This is a genomic window from Psychroflexus lacisalsi (genome assembly GCF_020164495.1).
GTDB classification, from domain to species: Bacteria; Bacteroidota; Bacteroidia; order Flavobacteriales; family Flavobacteriaceae; genus Psychroflexus; species Psychroflexus lacisalsi.
This window is the reverse complement of record NZ_JAIQYZ010000003.1, coordinates 106,345-129,631: the sequence shown is the minus strand read 5'-3', so window position 1 is coordinate 129,631 and position 23,287 is coordinate 106,345. Positions and strand designations below refer to the sequence as shown.

Sequence of the window (23,287 nt, the reverse complement as noted above, 5' to 3'; positions counted from 1 at the left end):
TTCTCAAGAGTCTGTGATTAGCCATGCATGCTCTTGAGAATTTTATTTAAATTAAAAATTTATTTTTATACGAATGAAAAAAAGACATCAACAAAAACTTGTTTTTTTAAGCTTCGGCTTGATTTTACTTTTCAATATTCCTTTAGTGTTTGCTTTTAACCGGCTGACTTCAGTATTGGGTTTCCCTTTGTTTTATTTCTGTGTTTTCACCATATGGTTGGCTAGTATTTTTATTTCTTTTTTCATTTTAAAAAAATATACAGATCAATGAGTAAAACCGCTCTCATAGCACTCATTTTTGTTTATTTGGGAATACTATTTCTCATTGCTCTTTTTGCTGAAAAAAATAAAGGTTCAAAACTGGTGTCACACCCCATCGTTTATGCGCTTTCCCTGGCCGTATACTGCTCGGCTTGGACTTATTATGGTAGTGTGGGCATGGCTGCAAAATCTGGAGTTGAGTTCCTTACCATTTATCTTGGACCTATCATTGCTGCTCCTTTATGGATTGTTTTACTGAAGAAAATCATTCAACTTTCCAAAGTGTATAACATTTCCAGTATTGCTGATTTTATTTCGCTTAGATATGGGAACAGTAGATCGCTTGGAGCTTTGGTTACTTTGGTTTGTGCAGCGAGTATTATTCCTTATATCTCCCTCCAGCTCAAAGCGATTTCTGAAACTTTTGAGATTGTTTCTACTTCTACACTTGGAATTGAAGGGTCGTCGGTGATGACGGATTCTACCTTTTATATTGCTTTAATTCTGGCCATTTTCGCGTCATTCTTTGGAACTTTAGCTTTGGATGCTTCCAAAAATAGAACGGGTGTCATGTTTTCAGTAGCGTTTGAATCTGTTTTGAAATTGACTTTTTTTCTTATTGTTGGTGTTTACGTCACTTACTATGTGTTTGATGGGACTACAGATATATACCAAAAAGCAAGTCTTGGTTTAGATTTGAATCAGTTGAGCACCATTAACGGTTTGAGTGGTGGTATCAATTGGTATTTCAGCATTGTCCTTTCTTTTTTAGCTATTTTCTTGCTGCCGCGTCAGTTTCAAACTTCTGTGGTCGAATTTACCAACAGGAAACAGCTTAAAACTTCGATCTGGTTGTTTCCGTTTTACCTTTTTTTATTCAATGTATTTGTCATTTTCATTGCCTGGGGAGGATTACTGGTTTTGGGAGAACAAGCCAATGCCGATTACTTCACACTTCTTATTCCGTTGCATTTCGGAGACCATTGGTTAGCTATCTTAGTGTTTCTAGGAGGTCTTTCAGCAGTGATTTCCATGGTCGTTGTTTCCACAGTAGCTCTGTCTACCATGTTGAGCAATAACCTTATCATTCCTTATGGATTTATAAAAAACTTAACCCGAAGCAAATCGTTCAAAAACGAAAAGACCATTAAAAACATAAGACGACTTTGTGTTTTCAGTTCTATTATCCTTGCTTATTTACTTTATGCGCTTTTCGATCCCAAGGTTTCATTGTTCTCTATTGGGCTTATTTCCTTTTTGATTATCGTGCAGTTGGCTCCCAGTTTTTTTATAGGTATGTTTTGGAATAGAGGCTCGGCTTTAGGTTCTAAAGTGGGAATTATTCTTGGATTGATCCTTATCATATTCACCTATCTTCTTCCTTTTATTACTGAATATGTTACAGGTTATCATCAATTTGTGGATGAAGGATTTTTGGGAATAGAATCACTGAAGCCTTATGCACTTTTTGGAATTGACCTTTTAAATCCTGTTAATCATGCGTTATACTGGAGTTTATTGGTTAATACGGGTGCTTATTTGATTCTATCGGTCATTAAAAAAGGAAATTACCGGGAGCGCAATTATGGTGAAATGTTCGTAAACAGTGAAAAAGTAGTTGAACTGAAAGAAAATGCATACGTCTGGAAAGGTGAGGCTTACGTTAAGGATATTCAGAATATACTGGTTCGTTTTTTAGGCCAAGCTAAAGCAGACAAGGCTTTGAGAGTTTTCAGAAAACGATATGCCGTCAATTCGGAAGAAAAATTGGCAGATGCCCGATTCATCAATTTTTCCGAACGCTTGCTTACAGGAGCCGTGGGAAGTGCTTCAGCAAAAATTTTAATTTCCAATGTCGCAAAAGAAAAACCGGTATCTCTTGTTGAAGTTCTTAAGATTTTGGAAGAAAATAAAGAAACTATTTCCGTCAACAAGTCGCTGGAAGAACAATCTCAAAAGTTGATTAAACTCACTTCAGAACTAAAATCTGCCAATGAAGAGTTGAGAATTCAAGATCAATTGAAAGATGATTTTCTGGATACTGTTGCTCATGAGCTTAAGACTCCAATAACGTCGATCAAAGCAAGTTCTGAGGTCTTATCGGATGGCAATGATATGCCGGAAGAACTTCAGCATAAATTTTTAAATAATATTATTCAGGACACAGAACGATTGACTATCCTAATCAACGATATTTTAGACTTGGAGAAAATGGCTTCAGGAAGAGATGAATTAAATCTTCAGCTTCAAAGCTTAAACGGATGTATTGAGGATGCAATCAACGGCATAAGTAGCATAGCCGAGAGAAAGAGTATTGAGGTGGGTTTTCACTCTTCATCTTCTATCATGATTGAATTTGATTATAGCAAAATGCTTCAAGTTTTCACAAATTTATTCTCAAACTCATTAAAATTTGTTCCAGAAGACAACGGCAAAATAGAAGTGTTTCTTGAAGCAAATTCAGAAGAAGTTATTTTCAAACTTAAAGACAATGGAAAAGGAATTCCGGAAGAGGACCTCCACTTGATTTTTAAAAAATTCTATCAATCCAAGAACCAAACCTTCAAAAAACTTCAAGGCAGTGGTTTTGGACTGGCGATTTGTAAACAAATTGTAGAAATGCATAGAGGAGTGATTTATGCAAATCCAAATGTTGAAACTGGTGCAGAACTTATTGTGAATTTACCAAAATGTAGACCATGAAAAAGATTTTACTCGTAGATGATGAGCCTAATATTATTATGGCCCTGGAGTACAGTTTAAGAAAAAATAATTATGACATCTATATTGCCAGAGATGGCGAAGAAGCGATTGATCTCGCAGAAAAGCTCAAACCAGATTTAGTAGTCCTGGACATTATGATGCCAAAAGTTGATGGTTATGAAGTTTTAGAATTTTTGAAAAGTCATGATACCCTAAAAGATACTACTCAAACCATAATCATAAGTGCCAAGCACAAGCAAAGTGATGTGCAAAAAGGGCTTAATCTTGGTGCGAAGGAGTATATAAAAAAGCCATTTTCAATGAAAAAAATTTTAAGTACAGTAAACGAGTTACTAACCCCAAAAAATTAAAATCCACGGTTATGAATTATAAAGAAGTTTATCAAAAAAGTATTGAGAAGCCAGAGGAATTCTGGATGGAAGAGTCAAAAGCAATCAAATGGTTCAAAGCACCGACCAAAGCTTTGGAGCAAACATCTGAAGGTATTTATCACTGGTTTCCTGATGGTGAAACCAATTTGAGCTATTTGTGTTTAGACAAACACATTGAGGATGGATACGGAGATGAACTAGCTCTTGTTTATGATTCAGCTGTGAGGCAAAAGCAAGTGAAATATACCTATAATGAGGTTTTGGAAAAGGTTTCCAAACTAGCTGGAGGCCTTAAAGAGTTGGGTGTAGAAAAAGGGGATCGGGTCATTATTTATATGCCTATGATTTCTCATTCTGTGTTCAGCATGTTGGCTTGTGCGAGGATCGGCGCTATTCATTCAGTAGTTTTTGGAGGTTTTGCTCCAGATGAATTGGCCATGAGAATAGACGATGCCAAACCAAAAGTAATTATTACAGCAACCTCAGGAATTGAAGTCGATCGGCTTATAGCTTACAAACCCATGGTGGACGAGGCTATTGAAAAAGCTAAACATAAGGTTGAAAAAGTTGTAGTTTTCAATAGAAAGCTTGGGGTAGAATTTGAGGAGAAATCCTATGATATCGATTATTCAGAATTGCTGGAAAAAGCCAAACCAGCAGAAGCAATCGCTTTAAAATCTAAAGATCCTTCCTATATACTTTATACTTCCGGTACCACAGGGTCACCTAAAGGAGTGGTAAGAGATACAGGGGGATATGCTGTCGGACTGAAATATTCCATGAAGAATATCTACGGAACACAACCCGGAGATGTATTCTGGGCAGCATCTGATGTTGGTTGGGTAGTTGGCCATAGCTATATCGTTTACGCTCCTATGATTCATCGGAATACCACCATAATTTATGAAGGAAAGCCTATCAAAACTCCAGATGCGGGAGCTTTCTGGAGAGTTATAGAAGATCATAAAGTGAATGTGATGTTCACTGCTCCAACGGCCTTCAGAGCCATCAAAAAGGAAGACCCCAATGGTGAATTCATAAAAAAACATGATATCTCTTCTTTGAAATATCAGTTTCTGGCCGGTGAGCGTTGTGATGAAACGACATTAAAATGGGCCGAAGATCACTTAAAAATCCCTGTCATCGACCATTGGTGGCAGACCGAATCGGGTTGGTCTATTGTAGCCAATTATATGGGACTAGATCCTCAGCCGGTTAAACCTGGTTCTGCAGGAAAGGCTGTTCCTGGATACGATCTGGCAATTCTTTCTGAAGATGGTGAAATGTTGCCAGCAAATACTGAAGGTTATATTTGCTCAAGGTTGCCGCTTCCTCCAGGTTTTATGCAAACGCTATGGAATAACCACGAGCGCTATAAAAACGGATACTTAAGTAAATTTCCAGGGTTCTACTTTTCCGGCGATGGTGGCTATATTGACGAAGAGGGGTATGTCTATATCACCGGTAGAATAGATGACGTCATTAATGTTTCCGGTCATCGGCTTTCTACAGCTGCTCTGGAGGAGGTAGTTTCTCAACATCCATCCGTTGCAGAATGCGCCGTAGTTGGATTGCAGGACGAGCTGAAAGGAGAAATTCCATTAGCTATTGTTGTCCCAAAAACAGGTGAAGAAGGCTACGAATCTTATAAAATGCAGACTGAAATAATTCAGTTGGTAAGAGATAAAATCGGAGCTATTGCGGCTTTAAAAAATGTGGTCATTGTTAAACGTCTACCTAAAACTAGAAGTGGTAAAACTTTAAGAAGGACTTTAAGGAAACTGGTTGCAGGACAGCCTTATAAACTTCCTTCCACTATTGAAGACCCCATGGTCATTAGTGAGATTATTGAAACCTTTAGTCATGAGAGAATCGGAGCTTTTAGTAAAAACAAAGATCAAGTGACTCAGTCTTTAAAAGCACTGACCAAGAGTTATTATAACATTGATTCGCTTGCCAAGTATATGGATGTCTACAGAATTTCTCAAAATGATCCAGAGAATTTCTGGGCTACCATCGCAGAACGTAATTTTGAGTGGAAGCGAAAATGGAATTCAGTTTTGAAATGGGACCCTGAAAAAGCTGAGGTTAGCTGGTTTGAAGGCGCTCAGCTTAATATCACTGAAAATGCTGTAGACAGGCATCTGAAAACCAGAGGGAACAAGACTGCTATTATTTGGGAACCTAATAATCCTCAGGAAAAAGCGCTACATATAAGTTATAACGACTTATCAAAACGCGTCAACAAAATGGCGAATGTTTTGAAGAAAAATGGAATCCAAAAAGGAGATCGGGTTTGTATTTACCTTCCAATGATTCCAGAATTGGCCATTGCTACTTTAGCTTGTGCAAGAATAGGAGCTGTACATTCTGTAGTTTTTGCAGGATTTTCTGCTTCAGCCCTGTCTTCAAGAATTAACGATTCTGATTGTAAAATGGTCATTACTTCGGACGGATCTTATAGAGGTGCCAAAAGCATTGATTTAAAAGGTATTGTGAATGAAGCTCTAGAAAATACACCTTCAGTAGAATGTGTTTTGGTGGCTAAACGAACCTTTTCAAAAATTGAGATGGTAAAAGGTCGTGATGTATGGCTACATGAAGAATTAAAACAAGTCGACGATAAATGCGAAGCCGAAATCATGGACGCTGAAGATATGCTTTTCATTCTGTACACTTCTGGTTCCACGGGAACACCAAAGGGTATGGTGCATACTACCGCTGGCTATATGGTGTATACCGCATTCTCATTTAAAAATGTATTTCAATATCAGGAGAATGACGTGTATTGGTGTACTGCTGATATTGGCTGGATTACCGGACATTCTTACATTGTCTACGGACCACTTTTGAATGGTGCTACCACATTGATGTTTGAAGGTGTTCCCTCTTACCCAGATTTTGGAAGATTTTGGGATATTGTTGAAAAGTATAAAGTAAATCAATTTTATACAGCACCAACTGCGATTAGGGCTTTGGCTAAACAGGATATAGAGTTCGTCAACAAGTACGATTTATCTTCCTTGAAAGTTCTTGGAAGTGTTGGAGAACCCATTAATGAAGAAGCCTGGAACTGGTATAACGAAAATATTGGAAAGAAAAAATGCCCTATTGTAGATACTTGGTGGCAAACGGAAACTGGTGGAATCATGATTTCTCCCATTCCGTTTGTAACGCCTACAAAACCTACTTATGCAACACTTCCATTACCTGGAATTCAGCCTTCTTTGATGGATGATAAAGGAAATGAAATTGAGGGCAATTCAGTTTCAGGAAAACTTTGTATCAAACACCCATGGCCGAGTATGGCCAGGACGGTTTATGGAAATCATAAACGGTACAAAGAGACATATTATTCAGCGTTCGAAAACGTGTACTTTACTGGTGATGGTGCTTTAAGAGATGAGGTGGGTTACTACAGAATAACGGGTAGAGTAGATGATGTCATTATTGTTTCTGGTCATAATCTTGGAACGGCACCAATTGAAGATGCCATAAATGAACACCCAGCCGTGGCAGAATCTGCAATCATAGGTTTCCCTCATAATGTAAAAGGAAATGCGCTTGCCGGCTTTGTAATTCTGAAAAACGAAGGTGAATCTAGAGTTAAAGAAAACCTGAGTAAAGAGATCAACCAATTGATTGCGAGTAAAATTGGACCTATTGCCAAGTTGGATCGTATTCACTTTGTATCAGGTTTGCCAAAAACACGAAGTGGAAAAATAATGCGTAGAATTATGAGAAAAATATCCTCAAATGAAGGCTATCAAATTGGTGATGTATCTACTTTGCTAGATCCTAGTATTGTAGAAGAAATTAAAGAGAAAGTTCAGCCTTTTTTAGATGAAAAATAAATAGTTATTAGTGATACTTAAGAGATGAGATTTATAGCTTTGTAAAGCTAAGAAGTTGAACAGGTTATGAATCTCATTTTTTATTTTTTTTCTTATTTATCAAAATCGTTTTGTAGAATGTAATATTATATTAAATTTGCAAAGTCTTAAAGGACAACTGGTGGATGTAGCTCAGCTGGTTAGAGCACTGGTTTGTGGTACCAGGGGTCGTGGGTTCGAGCCCCATCTTCCACCCAAAAAAAAGGTCTTATCCATTTGGATAAGACCTTTTTTAGTTTATTTAAATAGTTCTACCTCAATATTCCTGAAGGAAATACAACTACACTCTCGTGACCGTTTTTTCCAACTGAAGAAATTCCGAAGAAAAAATTATCTATAACGATGCCTTCCAGTGTGATTTCATTTGTGTTCTCCACATATCTGAAATGGTCCCAGGTTGGAGAAGTTGTAGATCTCCAATACACCTTATAACCTTTAACATCTTCCGGATTTTGTTGTTTCCATTTTAACCTTACTGAAGGTTCTACAATTCCCCCAATCTCAACTTCAGTTGGTGCAGGAGGAGCCCAGGCTAAATTTGCCATGTTAATAGCATTGACAGCCGTCAATTTTTTAACATAGTTAAAATTAACATGTTCTATGACGTCACCGTAAGCAACTCCATCTTCAACTCTCACGTCTTGGTGCTGCTGAGTGTAATTTTCGTGAGCTTCCATGATTCTGATGCCAGGAAAACCCAAATCATTGAAGGGCTTGTGGTGTCCTCCTCGGCCAAAACGGTCCAAACGATATATCATCATAGGATTCATCTCTGGCATGTAGGTCTTAGTGGTCTCGTAAACATATCTCGCCAATTGTCTAGAAGCGCCATCCACTTCACCTCCGTAAAAACGCTTCATTTGTCGCTCTCTGTCAGTTTCTGTAGGATTATGAGCTTCACTGAAAATTCTAAAGGTTCTATTATCTATTACACCGTCGACCCCTTCAATATTTCCGATCATGTCGTTATTGATAATGCCAATGATGTTCCAATCGTTCTCCTTGGCATATTTAGCTAAAAATTGACCACCATATAAGCCTTGTTCTTCACCGCTCAATCCTACATAAACAATACTATGATCAAATTCATATTGAGAAAGAACTCTGGCAGCTTCCATAGCACCTGCCATTCCTGTCGCATTATCGTTGGCTCCCGGTGCATCTGTTGTGAAATCCTGAGTATCTGAAGCTCTGGAATCTATATCTCCACTCATAATGACATAAGAATTTGGATATTTTTTTCCTTTCTGTACCGCAACAACATTCAGAACTTCTGCAGCTTTTGGTATTCTATTTCCATCTTCTGGTGTGACAGTTTCTCCTTGAAAAAAAACATCCAGGCAATCATTACAGGAAGAAGAGATAGTTTCAAATTCGCCCTTGATCCAGCGTCGAGCAGCCCCAATTCCTCGTGTATCACTTTCAGTTTCACTAAAGGTATTTCTAGTTCCAAAATCAACCAGATTTTGAATATAGTATTCAAGTTTTTCTGCAGATACCTTATCAACGATATCATAAATTCTAGTATCTACCTGACCATAAAAAACATTAGTCATAGTTAAGAAGGCAATTGTAAGTATAGTTTTCATATAATTATATTTTTGCGGGTAATTTACTATAATTTTAGAGGAATAAAAATTTTAAGAGCTAAGTGGGTTTGTTATATTTGCGCCTTCTATAGATAAATATTATGAAGATTTCTTATAACTGGTTGAAGCAATTTCTAAAAACAAAATGGACTGCGCAAGAAACCGAAGTTTTACTCACTGATTTAGGACTAGAAGTTGAAGGCATTGCAGATTTTGTATCTATAAAAGGAGGTCTTGAAGGTGTTGTTGTTGGATACGTCGAATCTTGCGAGCCACATCCCAATGCAGATCGTTTAAATCTTACCAAAGTAAATGTAGGTCAGGACCAATTACTTTCTATCGTTTGTGGAGCCCCTAATGTTGCAGTAGGACAAAATGTTCCGGTGGCTACAATTGGTACGATGCTTTATGATGAGAAAGGGCAGCCATGGCCTATTAAAAAAGGAAAAATTAGAGGAGAAGTTAGCGAAGGTATGATCTGTGCCGAAGATGAGATTGGTCTGGGGAAAAGCCATGATGGAATCATGGTTTTGGGTGAAAATCTTATACCAGGGACTCCTCTTAATCAAGTATTTTCAGTTGAAAAAGATCAGGTATTTGAAATAGGACTTACACCTAACCGGGCAGATGCAATGAGTCACTGGGGAGTCGCCAGAGATTTGAGAGCAGGATTAATACAAAATGAAATCAATATTCCGATTGATACTCCTTCTGTGAGTAGCTTTCATGTTGATAATAGAAGTATGAGGGTGTCAATTTCTGTCGAAAAGCCTGAGTTAGCACCTAGATACTGTGGAGTAAGTATTTCTGGTTTGGAGGTTAAAGACTCGCCAGACTGGTTAAAAAACAGACTTAAAGCTATTGGAATAAATCCCAAGAACAATATCGTTGATGCTACCAACTATGTCTTACATGAGCTTGGTCAGCCATTGCATGCTTTTGATTTGGATAAATTCAAAAACAATAAAATAGAAGTGAAAACCTTAAAATCGGGAACAAAGTTTATCACTTTAGATGGAGTTGAAAGAAAACTTCACGAAGATGACCTAATGATCTGCGATTCTGAAAAACCACTTTGTATGGCTGGGATTTTTGGAGGAAGTGAATCTGCCGTTACAGGGAGTACAACCGATATATTTCTGGAAAGCGCTTACTTCAATCCTGTAAGTATCAGAAAAACTGCAAAACGTCATGGATTAAACACTGATGCTTCTTTCCGATATGAAAGGGGAATAGATCCAAATATTACTGAGCTCGCTCTTAAAAGAGCAGTTATCCTTATTCAGGAAATAGCTGGAGGTGTCGTATCTAGCGATATAGACGATTTTTATCCTAAAAAGATAGAAGATTTTCAGGTGTTTTTAACCTTCGATAAAATCAACCAGTTGATCGGTCAGGAAATTGACACAGGAGTGATCAAAACCATCTTGACCTCACTAGATATAAAAGTTAATAATGTGTCTGAAAGTGGTTTAGGATTAACTATTCCTGCTTATAGAGTTGATGTTCAACGTGAAGTCGATGTCATTGAAGAGATTTTAAGAGTATATGGTTATAACAATATTGAATCCGACAGCAAGTTCAATGTTTCGGTAGCGAATTCATCTATTTATGACGATTATAAAGTTCAGAATAAACTAGCAGAACAATTAGTTTCTCAAGGATTTTACGAAATCATGTCAAATTCTTTGACAATCAAAGCTTACGTTGAACTGCTAGAAGACTTGAATGAGGAACATAATGTGAACATTCTCAATGCGCTCAGCAACGATCTGGGTGTCATGAGACAGTCCATGTTATTTTCAGGATTAGAATCTGTGAGTTACAATATCAATAGAAAGAAAAACGATTTAAAGTTTTTTGAGTTTGGAAAAACTTACAAAAACATAGAAGGAGAATATTTTGAAACTAAACATTTATCTTTATTTATTACAGGTCCAAAAACCAAAGAGTCCTGGACTATGTCACAAGAAAGAACCAATTTCTTTACACTAAAAGGATATGTGAACAAAATTTTTGAGAAGCTCGGATTATCAAACTTAGACTTTCAATCGGTTGAATCAAAATCAATTTCTGAGGGGCTTACTGGTAAATTAAATTCAAAAAAAATAATTGACTTTGGTAGAGTGAAAACTGATGTTCTCAAGCATTTTGACATAGAACAAGAAGTGCTTTTTGCAGATATCAACTGGAGTAATGTTTTAGAGGTTTTAGAAAAAAAACAGCTTAAAATTAAAGAAATCCCTAAGTTTCCCTCCACTCAAAGGGATTTTGCTTTGTTGTTGGATCAATCTGTAAACTTTGATGAACTGAAAGAACTGGCTTTCATGACCGATAAAAAAATCCTGAAAGGCGTTGATTTATTTGATGTTTACGAAGGAGAAAAATTGCCAGAAAAGAAAAAAAGTTATGCGCTTCGGTTTAAATTTATGGATGAGAAGAAAACACTTACAGATAAACAAGTGGATAAAGTGATGAAAAAATTGCAAAATCAATTTGAAATTAAATTCAATGCCTCCTTAAGATAAGTCATTTAAACTTTATATTTAATCCCTAAGCATAACTAAGCTTGGGGATTTCTGTTTTAAAAATTATTTGTGATGGATTTGAATGATGATTTTGTAAAGAAAATGATAGAAGAAGTTATACCTATCCACAAGTTTTTGGGATTAAAACTACTTCATATCGAGAAGGATTTTGTCAAGGTCAAAGTCCCTTTCAGACCAGAAGTGGTTGGAGACATTCGTTCGAATAGATGGCATGGAGGCATCATTACTACGGTTATGGATTCTGTTGGCGGAATAGTAGGAGGTACCCACTTAAGCTCCATTAAAGATAAAATGGCAACCATAGATATACGGGTTGATTTCCTGTCACCAGCCCATGCAAAACCAATAATAGTAGAAGGTAGAACACTGCGGCTAGGCTCACGAATTTTTGTTGCGACTATGAAATGTTATTTGGAAGATGATCCTGAGCAAGACCTTGTAGCGGAGGGGCGTGCAGTCTATAATTTCATCAGATTAAAATAGTTTGTTTAATCTTATTGAATAAATGCTTAATAGGTGTTAAATTTCAAGAGAGTAATTGAATGAACTTAACTTACTTATTACATTTATACCGAATGTTGAAAAAGATATATGATGTTTCCAAGAACAAACCTTAAAACACAGTTGAACAAGGCAAAATTCAAGACTACTTCCAACGAAGATATCTTGAAGCAAGTTCAACAGGTTCTTAAAGATGTTGACGATAGAAATGATGAAATTTTAGACAAAGTAGTTTCAGGAAATTCAGCAGGCAGTAACAATTTTATTTTTGATAAATTAGAATCAAGTGAAATTTATCACATTGATCAGATTGAACAAATTTGTGTCAATTATAGATTGAGATTTTTAGATTCTAAATATTTTAAAGGTAAATTACCTTATGAAGCAATCTCAAAAATAAAAACTTTGGAAGAAGAGCATGATACTAGCCTGAAAGGTTTTAAAATTATGGCACCCTCCAAATTATTCAAGTTGGAAAATGCAGATGATCCTTTGCTTTTTGCTCCGATAGGTAATGATTATTATTACTTAATCCACAAATGGGGAAATGATTTGAGCCCATTTCGTAGATTGATGATGTGGCCTTTTAAAACCTTCGAAAACTTTATGTTCTTTGTTTTGTTATCGGCCATAATTTGCACTTCACTAGTTCCATCTGGTTTTTTTATGAGTGAAGATAATAGTGGAACAGAGTACTTTCTCCTCCTTATATTTATGTTCAAGTGGATTGCAGGTATTGCTCTTTATTATGGATTTGCAAAGGGTAAGAACTTTAACACAGCTATTTGGAGAAGTAAATATTATAACGCCTAAATTTTATATATGATTATTATACAATTTATCATACAACAATTATCCCCCGCTAAATTTTGCGGGTTTCTTTTTAATTCCTACAAAACTAAGTTGAAGAAATCTTTCACTTCTAGACTTAAACAACAAAAACGTTATAAATTGTCTAAGTGCAATTTGAAATCTAAGATAATAGCGTAATTCTTAATTCGCTTATGTTTACTATTTTCGCCGGATTAAAATTTTAATCCTTTACTCATTTTATTTTAAATTTAAAAACCAATGACACACGCAGATCTTTTAAAAGTTACTCAAGAATTTGGCAGTCCCATCTATGTTTATGATTCAGAGAAAATCACTCACCAATATAAACGTCTTACAGGAGCTTTTAAAAGAGTCAAACATTTGCGTCTTCATTATGCAGTAAAGGCTCTTTCGAATTTAAGCGTTCTTCGATTATTTAATCAGTTGGGAAGTGCATTGGATACTGTATCTATTCAAGAAGTCAAGTTAGGAATTAAAGCAGGATTTGATCCTGCTAAAATCATTTTCACACCCAACGGCGTTTCCATGGAAGAACTGGAAGAGGCCGTCAAACTGGGCGTCCAAATTAATATTGATAACCTTTTAATATTAGAGCAATTTGGTGCAAAACATCCAAAAGTACCTGTTTGTATACGTATTAATCCACACGTCATGGCTGGTGGAAATACCAATATTTCTGTAGGTCATATTGATTCCAAATTTGGGATTTCTATTCACCAAATGCCTCATGTGCTCAGAATTGTAGAAAATACAGGTATGACTATTAATGGGATACACATGCACACAGGAAGTGATATACTTGATATAGGTGTATTCCTTCATGCAGCAGAAATTCTATTTGATGTTGCAGCTCAATTCGAAAATCTTGAATTTTTAGATTTTGGAAGTGGCTTTAAAGTGCCTTATCATGAAGGTGATATCGAAACTAACGTTGAGGAACTAGGTACAAAACTTACCAAACGTTTTAATGAATTTTGTAAATCTTATGGAAAGGAATTGACATTAGCTTTTGAGCCTGGCAAGTTTCTGGTTAGTGAAGCGGGTTTCTTTTTAGCTAAAGTGAATGTTGTAAAGCAGACAACTTCTACAGTATTTGCTCAAATTGATTCTGGTTTTAATCATTTGATTCGTCCGATGTTCTATGGATCCAATCATGAAATCATGAATATTTCCCATCCAAAAAGAAACAAAAGATTTTATTCAGTTGTTGGATATATCTGCGAAACAGATACGTTTGCTAACAATAAAATGATCTCAGAAATCAGTGAAGGCGATATCTTAGCTTTCAAAAATGCCGGAGCTTATTGTTACTCCATGGCAAGCAACTACAACTCAAGATTCAGACCTCCAGAAGTGCTTTGGCACAAAGGAGAAGCTCACCTAATTAGACAGAGGGAAACTTTTGAAGATATTTTGAGAAACCAACTTGAAGTGGCTTTATAAAATTAAAATGAATTTCAACAAAAAAAGTAAAACTATTCAGTTTTACCTTTTTTGCTTTCAAAGTTTTCCAATCCTACTTTTAGCCAATCAAAATAGGCTTTTGAAGAAGGCTCGTAACCTATGGTTTCATTTAAAATTTCAAGCTCAGGTGAAAGTAATACGTAATAGGGTTGTGAGTTATTTCTAAAGTTTAGTGTTTGGAACGTGGCCCATTTATCACCAATTGTTCTAATTTTCTTTACTGAACCGTTATTTCTTTCGTAATTAAATCGACTGTCTTCATCCAATTTAGCCTTGTCGTCTACGTAGAGAGAGACGAGGATATAATCATTTTTGATAGTTTCAAAAACTTCAGGAACACTCCAGACTTGCTCTTCCATTTTTCTACAATTCACACAAGCCCAACCGGTAAAATCTAACAAAATGGGTTTGTTTTGGGCTTTTGCAGCGACTAAGCCTTTATCAAAATCTTTATAAGCTTTCAGCCCAAGGGGACCTTCTGTTTCCTTATCATAAACACTGTAAAATAGAGGAGGAGGAAAGCCGCTTAAAAATTTCAGATTTGCATTAGAACTGTTCGTCAATCCAGGTATTAGATATATGACAAAAGCCAGAGTAACTACTCCCACAAAAATTCGCCCCTTACTCAATCTTTGTTTCGGTCCATCGTGCGGGAATTTTAGTTTTCCGAAGAGGTATAAAACCATAGCAATACCTATCACGATCCAGATCCCGATAAATACTTCTCTTTTCAGTATACCCCAATGTTCAACTAAATCTGCGTTTGATAAAAACTTAAAAGCAAGTCCCAATTCCAAAAATCCTAGCACCACCTTTACGGTATTAAGCCATCCTCCGCTTTTTGGTAAAGAATTTAGCCAGTTAGGAAATAAAGCAAACAGAGCAAAAGGCAAAGCTAAAGCAAGGCCAAATCCACCCATACCAAAAGTTAACATGGTCGCCCCACCATCAGCAGTAAGTGAGCCACCGAGTAAGGATCCCAAAATAGGACCAGTACATGAAAAGGAAACCAAAGCCAGCGTGACGGCCATAAAAAAGATTCCGATAACTCCGCCTACACTTGTCGCTTTCTGGTCAAGTCGGCTACTCCAGGAATTTGGTAAGGTAATTTCATAATAACCGAAAAAAGAAAAAGCAAACACTATAAAAATGACAAAGAAAATAACATTCAGGGTTGGATTTGTTGAGATGCTGTTTAAAATTTCAGGATTTACAGAGTCCAGCAAATGAAATGGGACGCTGAGTAATAAATAAATAAGGAAAATGAAAACACCATACATTAGGGCATTAATGAGTCCAAGTTTTTTAGTTTTTGCTCCTTTTGTAAAAAACGAAACCGTCAAAGGAATCATAGGAAAGACACAAGGCGTTAAAAGTGCAATAATCCCTCCTACAAAGCCTAAAAGAAATATGGTAAAGTTGCTGTCCTGCTCATCGTCTGAATTTATTTGGAACTCACTTTCACCTTTGAGGTCCAGTTTTAAGGCTTCCGTCAGGGTTTTATCCTTGCTTTTTATTTCGATAGTTTTAGTTTCGGCCACAACCAGATCAAAATTGTCTACTTCAAAGTTAAACCGCTTTTGATCCTGAGGCAAGCACATTTCATCATTACAAATCATGAATAAAATCTCAAGATCTAGAGATCCTTGCTTTGTTTTAACTCTAAAATCTTGTTGAAAGGTGACTTGATTTTCAAAATAGGTCAAATCTGTTTTGAAGATTTCATCAAATTTGGTGATGCCTCTAGGCTCTTTAGTCGTGCCTATTTTCTCTAAAACTTCTGTATTATATTCAAAAATGAACTCTGTAGGAATCGGACCATTCTCATCTTCCTTAAGTTCGGTTTGAGAGGGCAAGTGCCAGCCTTCATCCACCTGAGCCGTAATAAGAATAGTAAAAATATTATCAGATTTTTTTTCTACTGAAGCCTGCCAGCTTGATGGATTGACAGAGTTATCCTGTTCTGCAAAACCAAACTGAGACCAGCTTTGAGTTGATATGACTAGCGAAAAAAATACTAAAAGATAAGATTTAATCATTTATAATTTCAATTTTGAGGATGTCCTCAGTTGATTCATTTACTTTGTATCGATCATCTGTTCTTAAATTCAGAACCCAGATGATATCCTCATTTCCGTTACAAAGCACAAGTTGAGAGGATTTAAGATGTGAACTTATTCTTTCATCTTTTAAAAAATCACTCAGTTTCTTTTTGCCCTCCATTCCGAACGGGTAAAAGTAATCACCATTTTGTATAGATCTTAGACTTAAGGGAAACTTAAGTTTTGACTTATCTACATAAGCAATTTGCGAATCAAATTTCCCTAGCTGACTTACTTCTTCTACTTTAAGTTTTAAATTCTCAACATCTATATTTTTTTCATCTTTTTTGATTTTTAAGGTTTCAAATGCTGATGACTCTAAAGTTTTCAAAATTAAATTCTCTCGATCTTTAATCAATTGGTGCGTTGATGAATAAACCTTTTTACCGGTTTGTGCATCTTTCAAATGATAAACATCGTCCCATTCAGTAAAGCCAAAGCCTTCCAATAATTGATATAAGACGGCTTTTTGATTGGAAAAACTATTTAGCTTTTCAATACTGATTTCATAGCTATTCTGTTTTTTATTGACTATTTCTTTGAAAAGTAAATGGGTATAATCTTCAATCAGTAGTTCGGCTTCCTGTATTTTTATTAGACTAGATTTAAAATTCTTTAAGAAATTCGGAGTCAAGTCCATTAAAGTCGGCACCACTTGATGTCGGATTTTGTTTCTGAGATACTTGGTTGATTTATTGCTTTGGTCTTCTGTCCACTCAATTTTCTTTTCAAGAGCAAAGCTTTCGATTTCATTTCTTGTAAAAGTCAGAAGAGGCCTTCTTATAAAATCATTTTTACCTGGAATTCCAGAAAGACCTTTAATTCCAGTAGAACGGCTTAAGTTGATAATGAAAGTCTCAAGACTGTCATTAAGATGATGAGCAGTTACCAAATAGTGATGATTTGTACTCTTTACTAACTCATAAAACCAATTGTAACGTAAGTTTCTGGCAGTGATTTGTATCGAATTTTTATTTGTCTTTGCTGTTTCCTTAGTGTCAAATTCTTTAATGAAAAACTGGCATTTTAAAGAATTAGCCAAGCCTTTAATAAATTGAGCGTCTTTATCACTTTCTTCTTCCCTTAATTTAAAATTACAATGCGCTAGAGAAAAATTTAGATTTAAGCTGTGACATAAGTGAGCTAAGACTACAGAATCAATTCCACCACTTATCGCAATAATGAATTTTTGCTGGAGCAATTCGGGAAACTTTTCTTCGATATGTTTTTGAAAATGGTCCTGCATAGTATAAAAGAAGCAAAATTATGCTTTATGGGTTGAATCCTTTGTAACTTCTGTGGCATTAACAACATATTGTAAAGCTCTTCCTTTTACCAAACATTCTTCATATTCCTGTTCAGGATCTGAAAGTGATGTAAGGGCACTCCCAACCATATAAGAAAGGTACTTGATTTCAGAATTGTAAAGTAATGAGCGGATAACAACATTAAAATCAAAATTATTATCTGGAGTAATGTAACCGATTGCACCACTATAAAGGCCTCTTTTTGTCGACTCATACGTTTCTGCAATTTCCATAGCAGAAAGCTTGGGAGCACCAGTCATGCTACCCATTGGAAATAAAGACTCAAGTATTTCTACAACAGAATAGTTTTGTTTAACTTGGGAAGTAATGGTTGATATCATTTGGTGGACTTGCTCAAAAGAGTAAATTTCGCAAAGTTCTTCGACCTTTACTGAGCTTTTTGTGGCTGTCTTTGACAAATCATTTCTGACTAAATCTACGATCATTATATTTTCTGATACTTCCTTAGGATCGTTTTTTAAATCAAACTTTAGCTGTTCATCTTCTATTTTGTTCTTACTGCGTTTTGCAGTTCCTTTTATGGGTTGAGATATTAATTTATTACCTTCTTTTTTTAGAAATCGCTCCGGACTTGCACAAAGCGCATAAAAATTCTCCAATTTCAAAAATGATGAAAAAGGCGCTTTCGATATAGTATTTAAATTTCTGAATGTTGCGTAAGGGTCTATTTCAGTATCTTTTCTGAAGAATTCCTGGCAAAAATTGACTTCATAAATATCCCCTCGTTGAATATGATTTAATATGTCTTTGGCTTTAGAGACATATTCCTTCTTCTGCCATTTTGGAGAAAAATCAAGTAACTGAGATTTGGGATAGGAAATTTCGGTTTTCAATATTGAATTAAAATCCTCTTCAATCTCATCCTCAACCATTTTAAGGTAATGCGCTTCGATAGAATTTTCCTTAAGGAGCCAGATTTTTTTGGGTTGGATAAAATATAGCTCAGGAAACGAAAGATGATCTTCGTTCTTGGAAGAGATAGATTCAATATCATTTTTCAAATCGTAGCTAAGGTATCCAAACAACCAATCTTTAGTTTTGGTTTGGTATTCATTTAGCTTTTCAAACGCATAAAGATCATCAGATTTGATGGCAGTAAAAGCATCAATAGCAATAACAGCTTTGTATTCCTGATATAACCCCATGCTTTTATTGGAGTTCAAAAATATAACCTCTTCCTTTTTTTTAGCCCAGGCTAAAAGTTTATCCCCAAAATTTTCGCCTCCCGACGATTCCTGAAATAATTTCTTAGTTCTCAATTTAATTATAAATCGTTTTCAAAATTTGTAATCAAAGATTCTAAGTGTGCTTTATATTTTGGAGTCAACCCATTCTCCCCAAAGTTTTTATTGAAAAGGGGTAAGCTAAATTGATGTATAACTTGGCCTCCAAATTTATGAAAATTGTTGGTAGTGTATTCAAGGCTTGATTGAGCACCACCTTGACCAGGGGAGGTTGACAAGAGTAAGATAGACTTGCCCTTCAAATAACCACTATCTGTTCTTGACAGCCAGTCTGTGATATTTTTAAAAAATGCTGACATCGTACCATTGTGTTCATTTACAGCAACGATGAGTGCGTTGGCATCTTCTATTTTTGACTTCAATGTTTTAATATCCTCGGGAATACCTTTGGTTTTTTCTAAGGATTCAGAATATATGGGAACGTTTAAAGGTTTAAGATCTATATAATTTGCTTGCCTGTTTTTAAAACAATCCAAAGCATATTTTAGTAATTTATCATTGATGGATGTTTCTGAATTTGATCCTGTAAAAGCAATAATTTTTGACATCTTTCTTTTTTAGTAAAGGTACGTATAAATGAAAAATCCACTATTTCATAGAGGAAATAATGGATTTAATTTTAATTTCTGTTTAGAGTTTAATCGAGGTAAACCATACATTGTTTTAAGGATGGATTCTTCTGCATCAGACTCAAGATAAAATCTTTTAGTTCATCAAGTTCGTAAGGAAGTAAGCGTTCCGTTGCTTTCTTTAATTCTTTGCAAAATAAGTTGGCATCAAAACTTACTTTTTTCAAAATTTCTTTAGTGTATTCAAACATCGCTCTAGGCATGATTCAAAATTTTAAAAATTAAGTAAAAGTATGTCATTCAAAAGTTTTTGTGAATATAATAATTTTAAGCCTTATGAATTATGATTTTTATCATTAAATAAATCAATAGCTGTCATTAATTTATTTTTTTCTTACTGTCCACTGAAACTTAAATATTGAAACTTTTTCATCTTTATCGTTTTTTGCGATTGAAGTCATCCAAAATTTCTGGCCTTCAGGATTTGAAAGACAATTTTTGATATTTTCTTTTACCAAATCGACATCTTCACAGGTAAAGGTGATTTTACCTTTTGCTTTCTTATGAAATGATGATGAATTTTCTTGAACTAGCATTGATATTTTTTCTCCACTGTCGTTTATTTCTTTCATGACAATGGCACCAGTACTTAATTCTGCAGCCATTGCCTGTACTGCAAAATACATGCTTTGAAATGGGTTTTGATTGATCCATTTGTGAGTGACCGTGGTTATACAAATCTTTTCATTTATTATTTTTAATCTTACCCCGCAAAGCCAGGCAGATGGTAATTTTGTGAATAAAAATAAATTGATTTTAGAAGGTGTGAGTTTCATTTTAAACTTGATTATAAATTTCAATGTAGTCATTTATTTTATCTCAGACTCATTTTTGAATCTTAATTTGATTTACTCTGTTTATTTTTTAAAAAGCTCAAAGCCTCTATTATTACTAGTCTTAAGTTAGTTTTAGTCCTTCAGATTAATTTTTAATATGTTAATAAAATATTAATTTATATTACTATGCATTGCAAAGTAGTGTTTAAAAAACATATCTTTGTATAATATTATTTCAAAAGGAGACTATGAAAATTGAAAATACCAAAGCCCAAATGCGTAAAGGAGTTCTGGAATACTGCATTTTATCTGTGCTTAGTCATAATGATGCTTATGTTGCTGAAATCCTTGAGACTTTAAAGTCTGCAAAATTGCTTGTGGTTGAAGGAACTATTTATCCTTTGCTCACACGCTTGAAAAATGCAAAACTTTTGACTTACCGCTGGGAGGAATCGACAGGCGGACCTCCAAGAAAATATTACGGCCTTACAGAAGAGGGGAAAGATTTTTTGAACGAGCTTTCAGATACGTGGACAGAATTAAGTTATGCAGTGACAAAAATTACTTCAAAAAAATAAACTAACGATGAACAAAACGATCAACATTAACCTTGCAAACGTGTTTTTTCACATCGATGAAGATGCGTTTATGAAACTTGATAAATACCTCAAGACTATAGAAAGTTATCTTGCCAATGAGGAAAGCCGGGATGAAATTCTTCAAGATATTGAAGCAAGGATAGCCGAGCTTTTTACTGAGTCCATGGCACACCATAATCAAGTTATTACTATGATTCAAGTAGATAAAATGATATCTATCATGGGTGAACCAGAGGCTTACAAAATCGACGATGAAGAAGATTCTTCATCTACTTTTTCCAGACCTAGATCTGCAAGAAAGCTTTATAGAGATATAGACAGAAACTACGTTGGCGGAGTTTCGGCTGGCTTGAATCATTATCTAGGCCTCAACTTACTGCTCATAAGATTTATTTGGATCATTTCTGCTATTTCTTCATTCGGAGCCACAGTGATTATTTATGCGATCCTTTGGGCGATTATTCCGCCTGCACGCACAACTGCACAAAAACTTGACATGCAAGGCGAACCTGTGAATCTGTCAAATATCGAGCGTAAAGTCAAGGAAAGCTATTCAAAATTTGCAGATAAAGTTGGTGGGTTAGATTACGAGAAATACGAACAACAAACCAAGTCTGGGATCGCAAAGTTTTTTGACGGACTTGGCGAGATACTTAGAGCTCTCGGTGTTTTTATTTCTAAATTTCTTGGTGTTATCCTGTTAATTATTTCAAGTTTAGTCTTAGTAGGATTGCTCATTTTCCTATTCAGTTTCGGTACCATTTCTCTTTTTGAATTGGGAGATTTTACCAGAACAGATTTTTTTCCGCTAGGTATTCCATATTGGATTCAGGTTGCTTTATTTTTTCTCGCGGCAGCTATTCCGTTTTTCTATCTACTTATTTTAAGTCTAAAACTACTTATTTCAAACTTAAAATCAATAGGTAGAATAAGTCATATTACTTTAATTGGAATCTGGATACTTTGTGTGATAGTCATTACAACTTTAAGCATAAAAAAACAGTTGGAAGTGAGTTATGACGCCGATGTGATTGATGTTAAGTCTTATAGTTTATCTGAGAACGATACAATTAAAATCAAAATGAATCAAAACTTATTGTTTTCAGAAGATCTGAAGCGAAGCAGTATGCAAAAAATTGTTGAAGACGAAGACAATATTTCTAAACTCTACAGCCCTAATGTATATATCAATTTCAGAACCTCTAATGATGATGAATTAAAAATCAGAGTCACCAAAAACACTTATGCATCGAGTAAGGATACAGCCCGGGAAAGGTCTGCATTAATAAATTACGATTTCAAAATTGAAAATTCCACACTGGAATTAAATAATTACTTCCTCACTTCCACAGAATTTTTAAATCAAAAAATGAAAGTAGAAGTGACGGTCTATATTCCAGATGATCAAATTGTTTATTTAGACAAGAACCTTAAAGATTTTAATAGATTGAGAAACTTCAAGTATTCAGATTATAATACCTATCTAGGTTATAAAGACAATACCTGGAAGCCTCTGGATAGCATAATTAAAATTGACTCTATTTCAACTCAAAACTAAGTTTTATGAAAACCATTACAATTTCCTCAGTATTAAGTTTATGTCTTCTCTTTGTTGGCTGTTCATTTTCAATTGAAAGTGTGATCAACAATGAAAAAATAAAAGGAGAAGGCGAAATAATCACAGAACAGTTTGCACTTGAAAGCTTTGAAAATTTGGAACTTAAAAGAGGTTGGCAAGTGATTCTCCAGCCTGCTTCATCCAATTATATGGTTGTTGAAGCCAATGAAAATTTGCTTGAAGTTTTTGAATATGAAAATCAAAATGGTAAACTCAAGGTAAGTGCTTCAAAGCAGATTTCTACGGCAGATGCAAAACAGATTACCTTATATTTTACTGAAGACATTGAGTCCATTAGGGCCTCTAGTGGAACTGAAGTTACTTCTCTGGAACGTTTAGGCTTTGGCAATCTTTCTTTGGACCTTTCCAGTGGTAGCGAAGTTAATTTAAATCTAAAAGTAGAGTCTTTGGATGCGGAGACTTCAAGTGGTGCAGAGCTTACTTTAGCTTTAGCAAGTGATGATTTGGCAATTGAAAGTTCGAGTGGCTCAATTGTTTTTGTAGATGCTGAAGCGATTTCAACAAGAGTTGAATCTTCCTCAGGGGCAGAAGTGGTATTGAAAGGAGAAACAGAACAATTGAAAATTGAGACTTCGAGCGGGTCTACTGTAAACGCAAAGGGATTCATGGCTAAAGACGTGATTACTGAAGCGTCTTCCGGATCTTCCATTTCTGTGTATCCTATTGAAAATCTAAAAGCTGGATCTAGTAGTGGTGGAACTATAAATTATTATACAAAGCCCTCTGGACGTCTCGAATTGAATAAATCTAAATCTGGTGGATCCATCAATCAAAAATAATCCGT

General features: G+C 35.3%; 17 protein-coding genes and 1 tRNA gene. 11 read left to right on the top strand and 7 right to left on the bottom strand.

Features of this window, described 5'->3' with window-relative positions; translation table 11 throughout:
* Nucleotides 1-267: 267 nt before the first annotated feature.
* The 4 genes from LB449_RS10110 (at nt 268) to LB449_RS10090 (ending at nt 7,445) form a co-directional block, all read left to right on the top strand.
* Entirely contained in the window at nt 268-2,964 is a 2,697-nt protein-coding gene (locus LB449_RS10110; RefSeq protein ID WP_224454986.1) for a sensor histidine kinase, read from the top strand.
* Nucleotides 2,961-3,335: a response regulator transcription factor gene (locus tag LB449_RS10105; RefSeq protein WP_224454985.1), complete on the top strand. Its 375-nt coding sequence runs from the start codon at nt 2,961-2,963 to the stop codon at nt 3,333-3,335. Before LB449_RS10110 ends, LB449_RS10105 begins: the two co-directional genes overlap by 4 nt.
* On the top strand, nt 3,278-7,210 hold the full coding sequence (gene acs / locus LB449_RS14050) for an acetate--CoA ligase (protein ID WP_317196217.1): 3,933 nt from the start codon (nt 3,278-3,280) through the stop codon (nt 7,208-7,210). The genes LB449_RS10105 and acs overlap by 58 nt, the downstream gene beginning before the upstream one ends.
* A 159-nt stretch (nt 7,211-7,369) precedes the next feature.
* A tRNA-His gene (locus tag LB449_RS10090) sits at nt 7,370-7,445 on the top strand.
* A 55-nt stretch (nt 7,446-7,500) separates the two neighbouring features.
* Here the strand turns inward: LB449_RS10090 and LB449_RS10085 are convergent.
* Nucleotides 7,501-8,838, bottom strand: coding sequence for a M28 family peptidase (locus tag LB449_RS10085; protein WP_224454984.1), 1,338 nt, complete (start codon nt 8,836-8,838; stop codon nt 7,501-7,503).
* A 101-nt stretch (nt 8,839-8,939) separates the two neighbouring features.
* Between LB449_RS10085 and pheT the strand changes: the two genes are divergently transcribed.
* The 4 genes from pheT (at nt 8,940) to lysA (ending at nt 14,165) form a co-directional block, all read left to right on the top strand.
* Nucleotides 8,940-11,366 carry a phenylalanine--tRNA ligase subunit beta gene (gene pheT / locus LB449_RS10080; protein WP_224454983.1) on the top strand — a complete coding sequence of 809 codons (2,427 nt, stop codon included), beginning with the start codon at nt 8,940-8,942 and terminating at the stop codon, nt 11,364-11,366.
* A 72-nt stretch (nt 11,367-11,438) separates the two neighbouring features.
* On the top strand, nt 11,439-11,870 hold the full coding sequence (locus LB449_RS10075; RefSeq protein WP_224454982.1) for a hotdog fold thioesterase: 432 nt from the start codon (nt 11,439-11,441) through the stop codon (nt 11,868-11,870).
* Between the two features lie 108 nt (nt 11,871-11,978).
* Nucleotides 11,979-12,701 carry a hypothetical protein gene (locus tag LB449_RS10070; RefSeq protein ID WP_224454981.1) on the top strand — a complete coding sequence of 241 codons (723 nt, stop codon included), beginning with the start codon at nt 11,979-11,981 and terminating at the stop codon, nt 12,699-12,701.
* Between the two features lie 258 nt (nt 12,702-12,959).
* Entirely contained in the window at nt 12,960-14,165 is a 1,206-nt protein-coding gene (gene lysA / locus LB449_RS10065) for a diaminopimelate decarboxylase (RefSeq protein WP_224454980.1), read from the top strand.
* Between the two features lie 32 nt (nt 14,166-14,197).
* Here lysA and LB449_RS10060 read toward each other — a convergent pair whose 3' ends face one another.
* From LB449_RS10060 to LB449_RS10035, 6 genes are all read right to left on the bottom strand, one after another.
* Nucleotides 14,198-16,225: a protein-disulfide reductase DsbD family protein gene (locus tag LB449_RS10060; protein WP_224454979.1), complete on the bottom strand. Its 2,028-nt coding sequence runs from the start codon at nt 16,223-16,225 to the stop codon at nt 14,198-14,200.
* A complete protein-coding gene (gene tilS / locus LB449_RS10055) occupies nt 16,218-17,534 on the bottom strand; it encodes a tRNA lysidine(34) synthetase TilS (protein WP_224454978.1) in 1,317 nt (438 codons plus the stop codon). The genes LB449_RS10060 and tilS overlap by 8 nt, the downstream gene beginning before the upstream one ends.
* Before the next feature lie 18 nt (nt 17,535-17,552).
* Nucleotides 17,553-18,875: an anthranilate synthase component I family protein gene (locus LB449_RS10050; protein ID WP_224454977.1), complete on the bottom strand. Its 1,323-nt coding sequence runs from the start codon at nt 18,873-18,875 to the stop codon at nt 17,553-17,555.
* A gap of 5 nt (nt 18,876-18,880) precedes the next feature.
* Nucleotides 18,881-19,408, bottom strand: coding sequence for an NADPH-dependent FMN reductase (locus LB449_RS10045; RefSeq protein ID WP_224454976.1), 528 nt, complete (start codon nt 19,406-19,408; stop codon nt 18,881-18,883).
* An 89-nt stretch (nt 19,409-19,497) separates the two neighbouring features.
* A complete protein-coding gene (locus LB449_RS10040) occupies nt 19,498-19,692 on the bottom strand; it encodes a hypothetical protein (RefSeq protein WP_224454975.1) in 195 nt (64 codons plus the stop codon).
* A gap of 120 nt (nt 19,693-19,812) precedes the next feature.
* The gene (locus tag LB449_RS10035) at nt 19,813-20,265 is read right to left on the bottom strand and encodes a DUF4442 domain-containing protein (protein WP_224454974.1); all 453 of its coding nucleotides are present in this window, start codon (nt 20,263-20,265) and stop codon (nt 19,813-19,815) included.
* Between the two features lie 248 nt (nt 20,266-20,513).
* Between LB449_RS10035 and LB449_RS10030 the strand changes: the two genes are divergently transcribed.
* The 3 genes from LB449_RS10030 to LB449_RS10020 are packed head-to-tail and all read left to right on the top strand — an operon-like array spanning nt 20,514 to nt 23,282.
* Nucleotides 20,514-20,843: a PadR family transcriptional regulator gene (locus LB449_RS10030; RefSeq protein WP_224454973.1), complete on the top strand. Its 330-nt coding sequence runs from the start codon at nt 20,514-20,516 to the stop codon at nt 20,841-20,843.
* 7 nt (nt 20,844-20,850) lie between these two features.
* Nucleotides 20,851-22,422, top strand: a complete 1,572-nt coding sequence (locus LB449_RS10025; protein ID WP_224454972.1) for a PspC domain-containing protein — start codon at nt 20,851-20,853, stop codon at nt 22,420-22,422.
* A gap of 5 nt (nt 22,423-22,427) precedes the next feature.
* On the top strand, nt 22,428-23,282 hold the full coding sequence (locus tag LB449_RS10020) for a GIN domain-containing protein (RefSeq protein WP_224454971.1): 855 nt from the start codon (nt 22,428-22,430) through the stop codon (nt 23,280-23,282).
* Nucleotides 23,283-23,287: the final 5 nt, after the last annotated feature.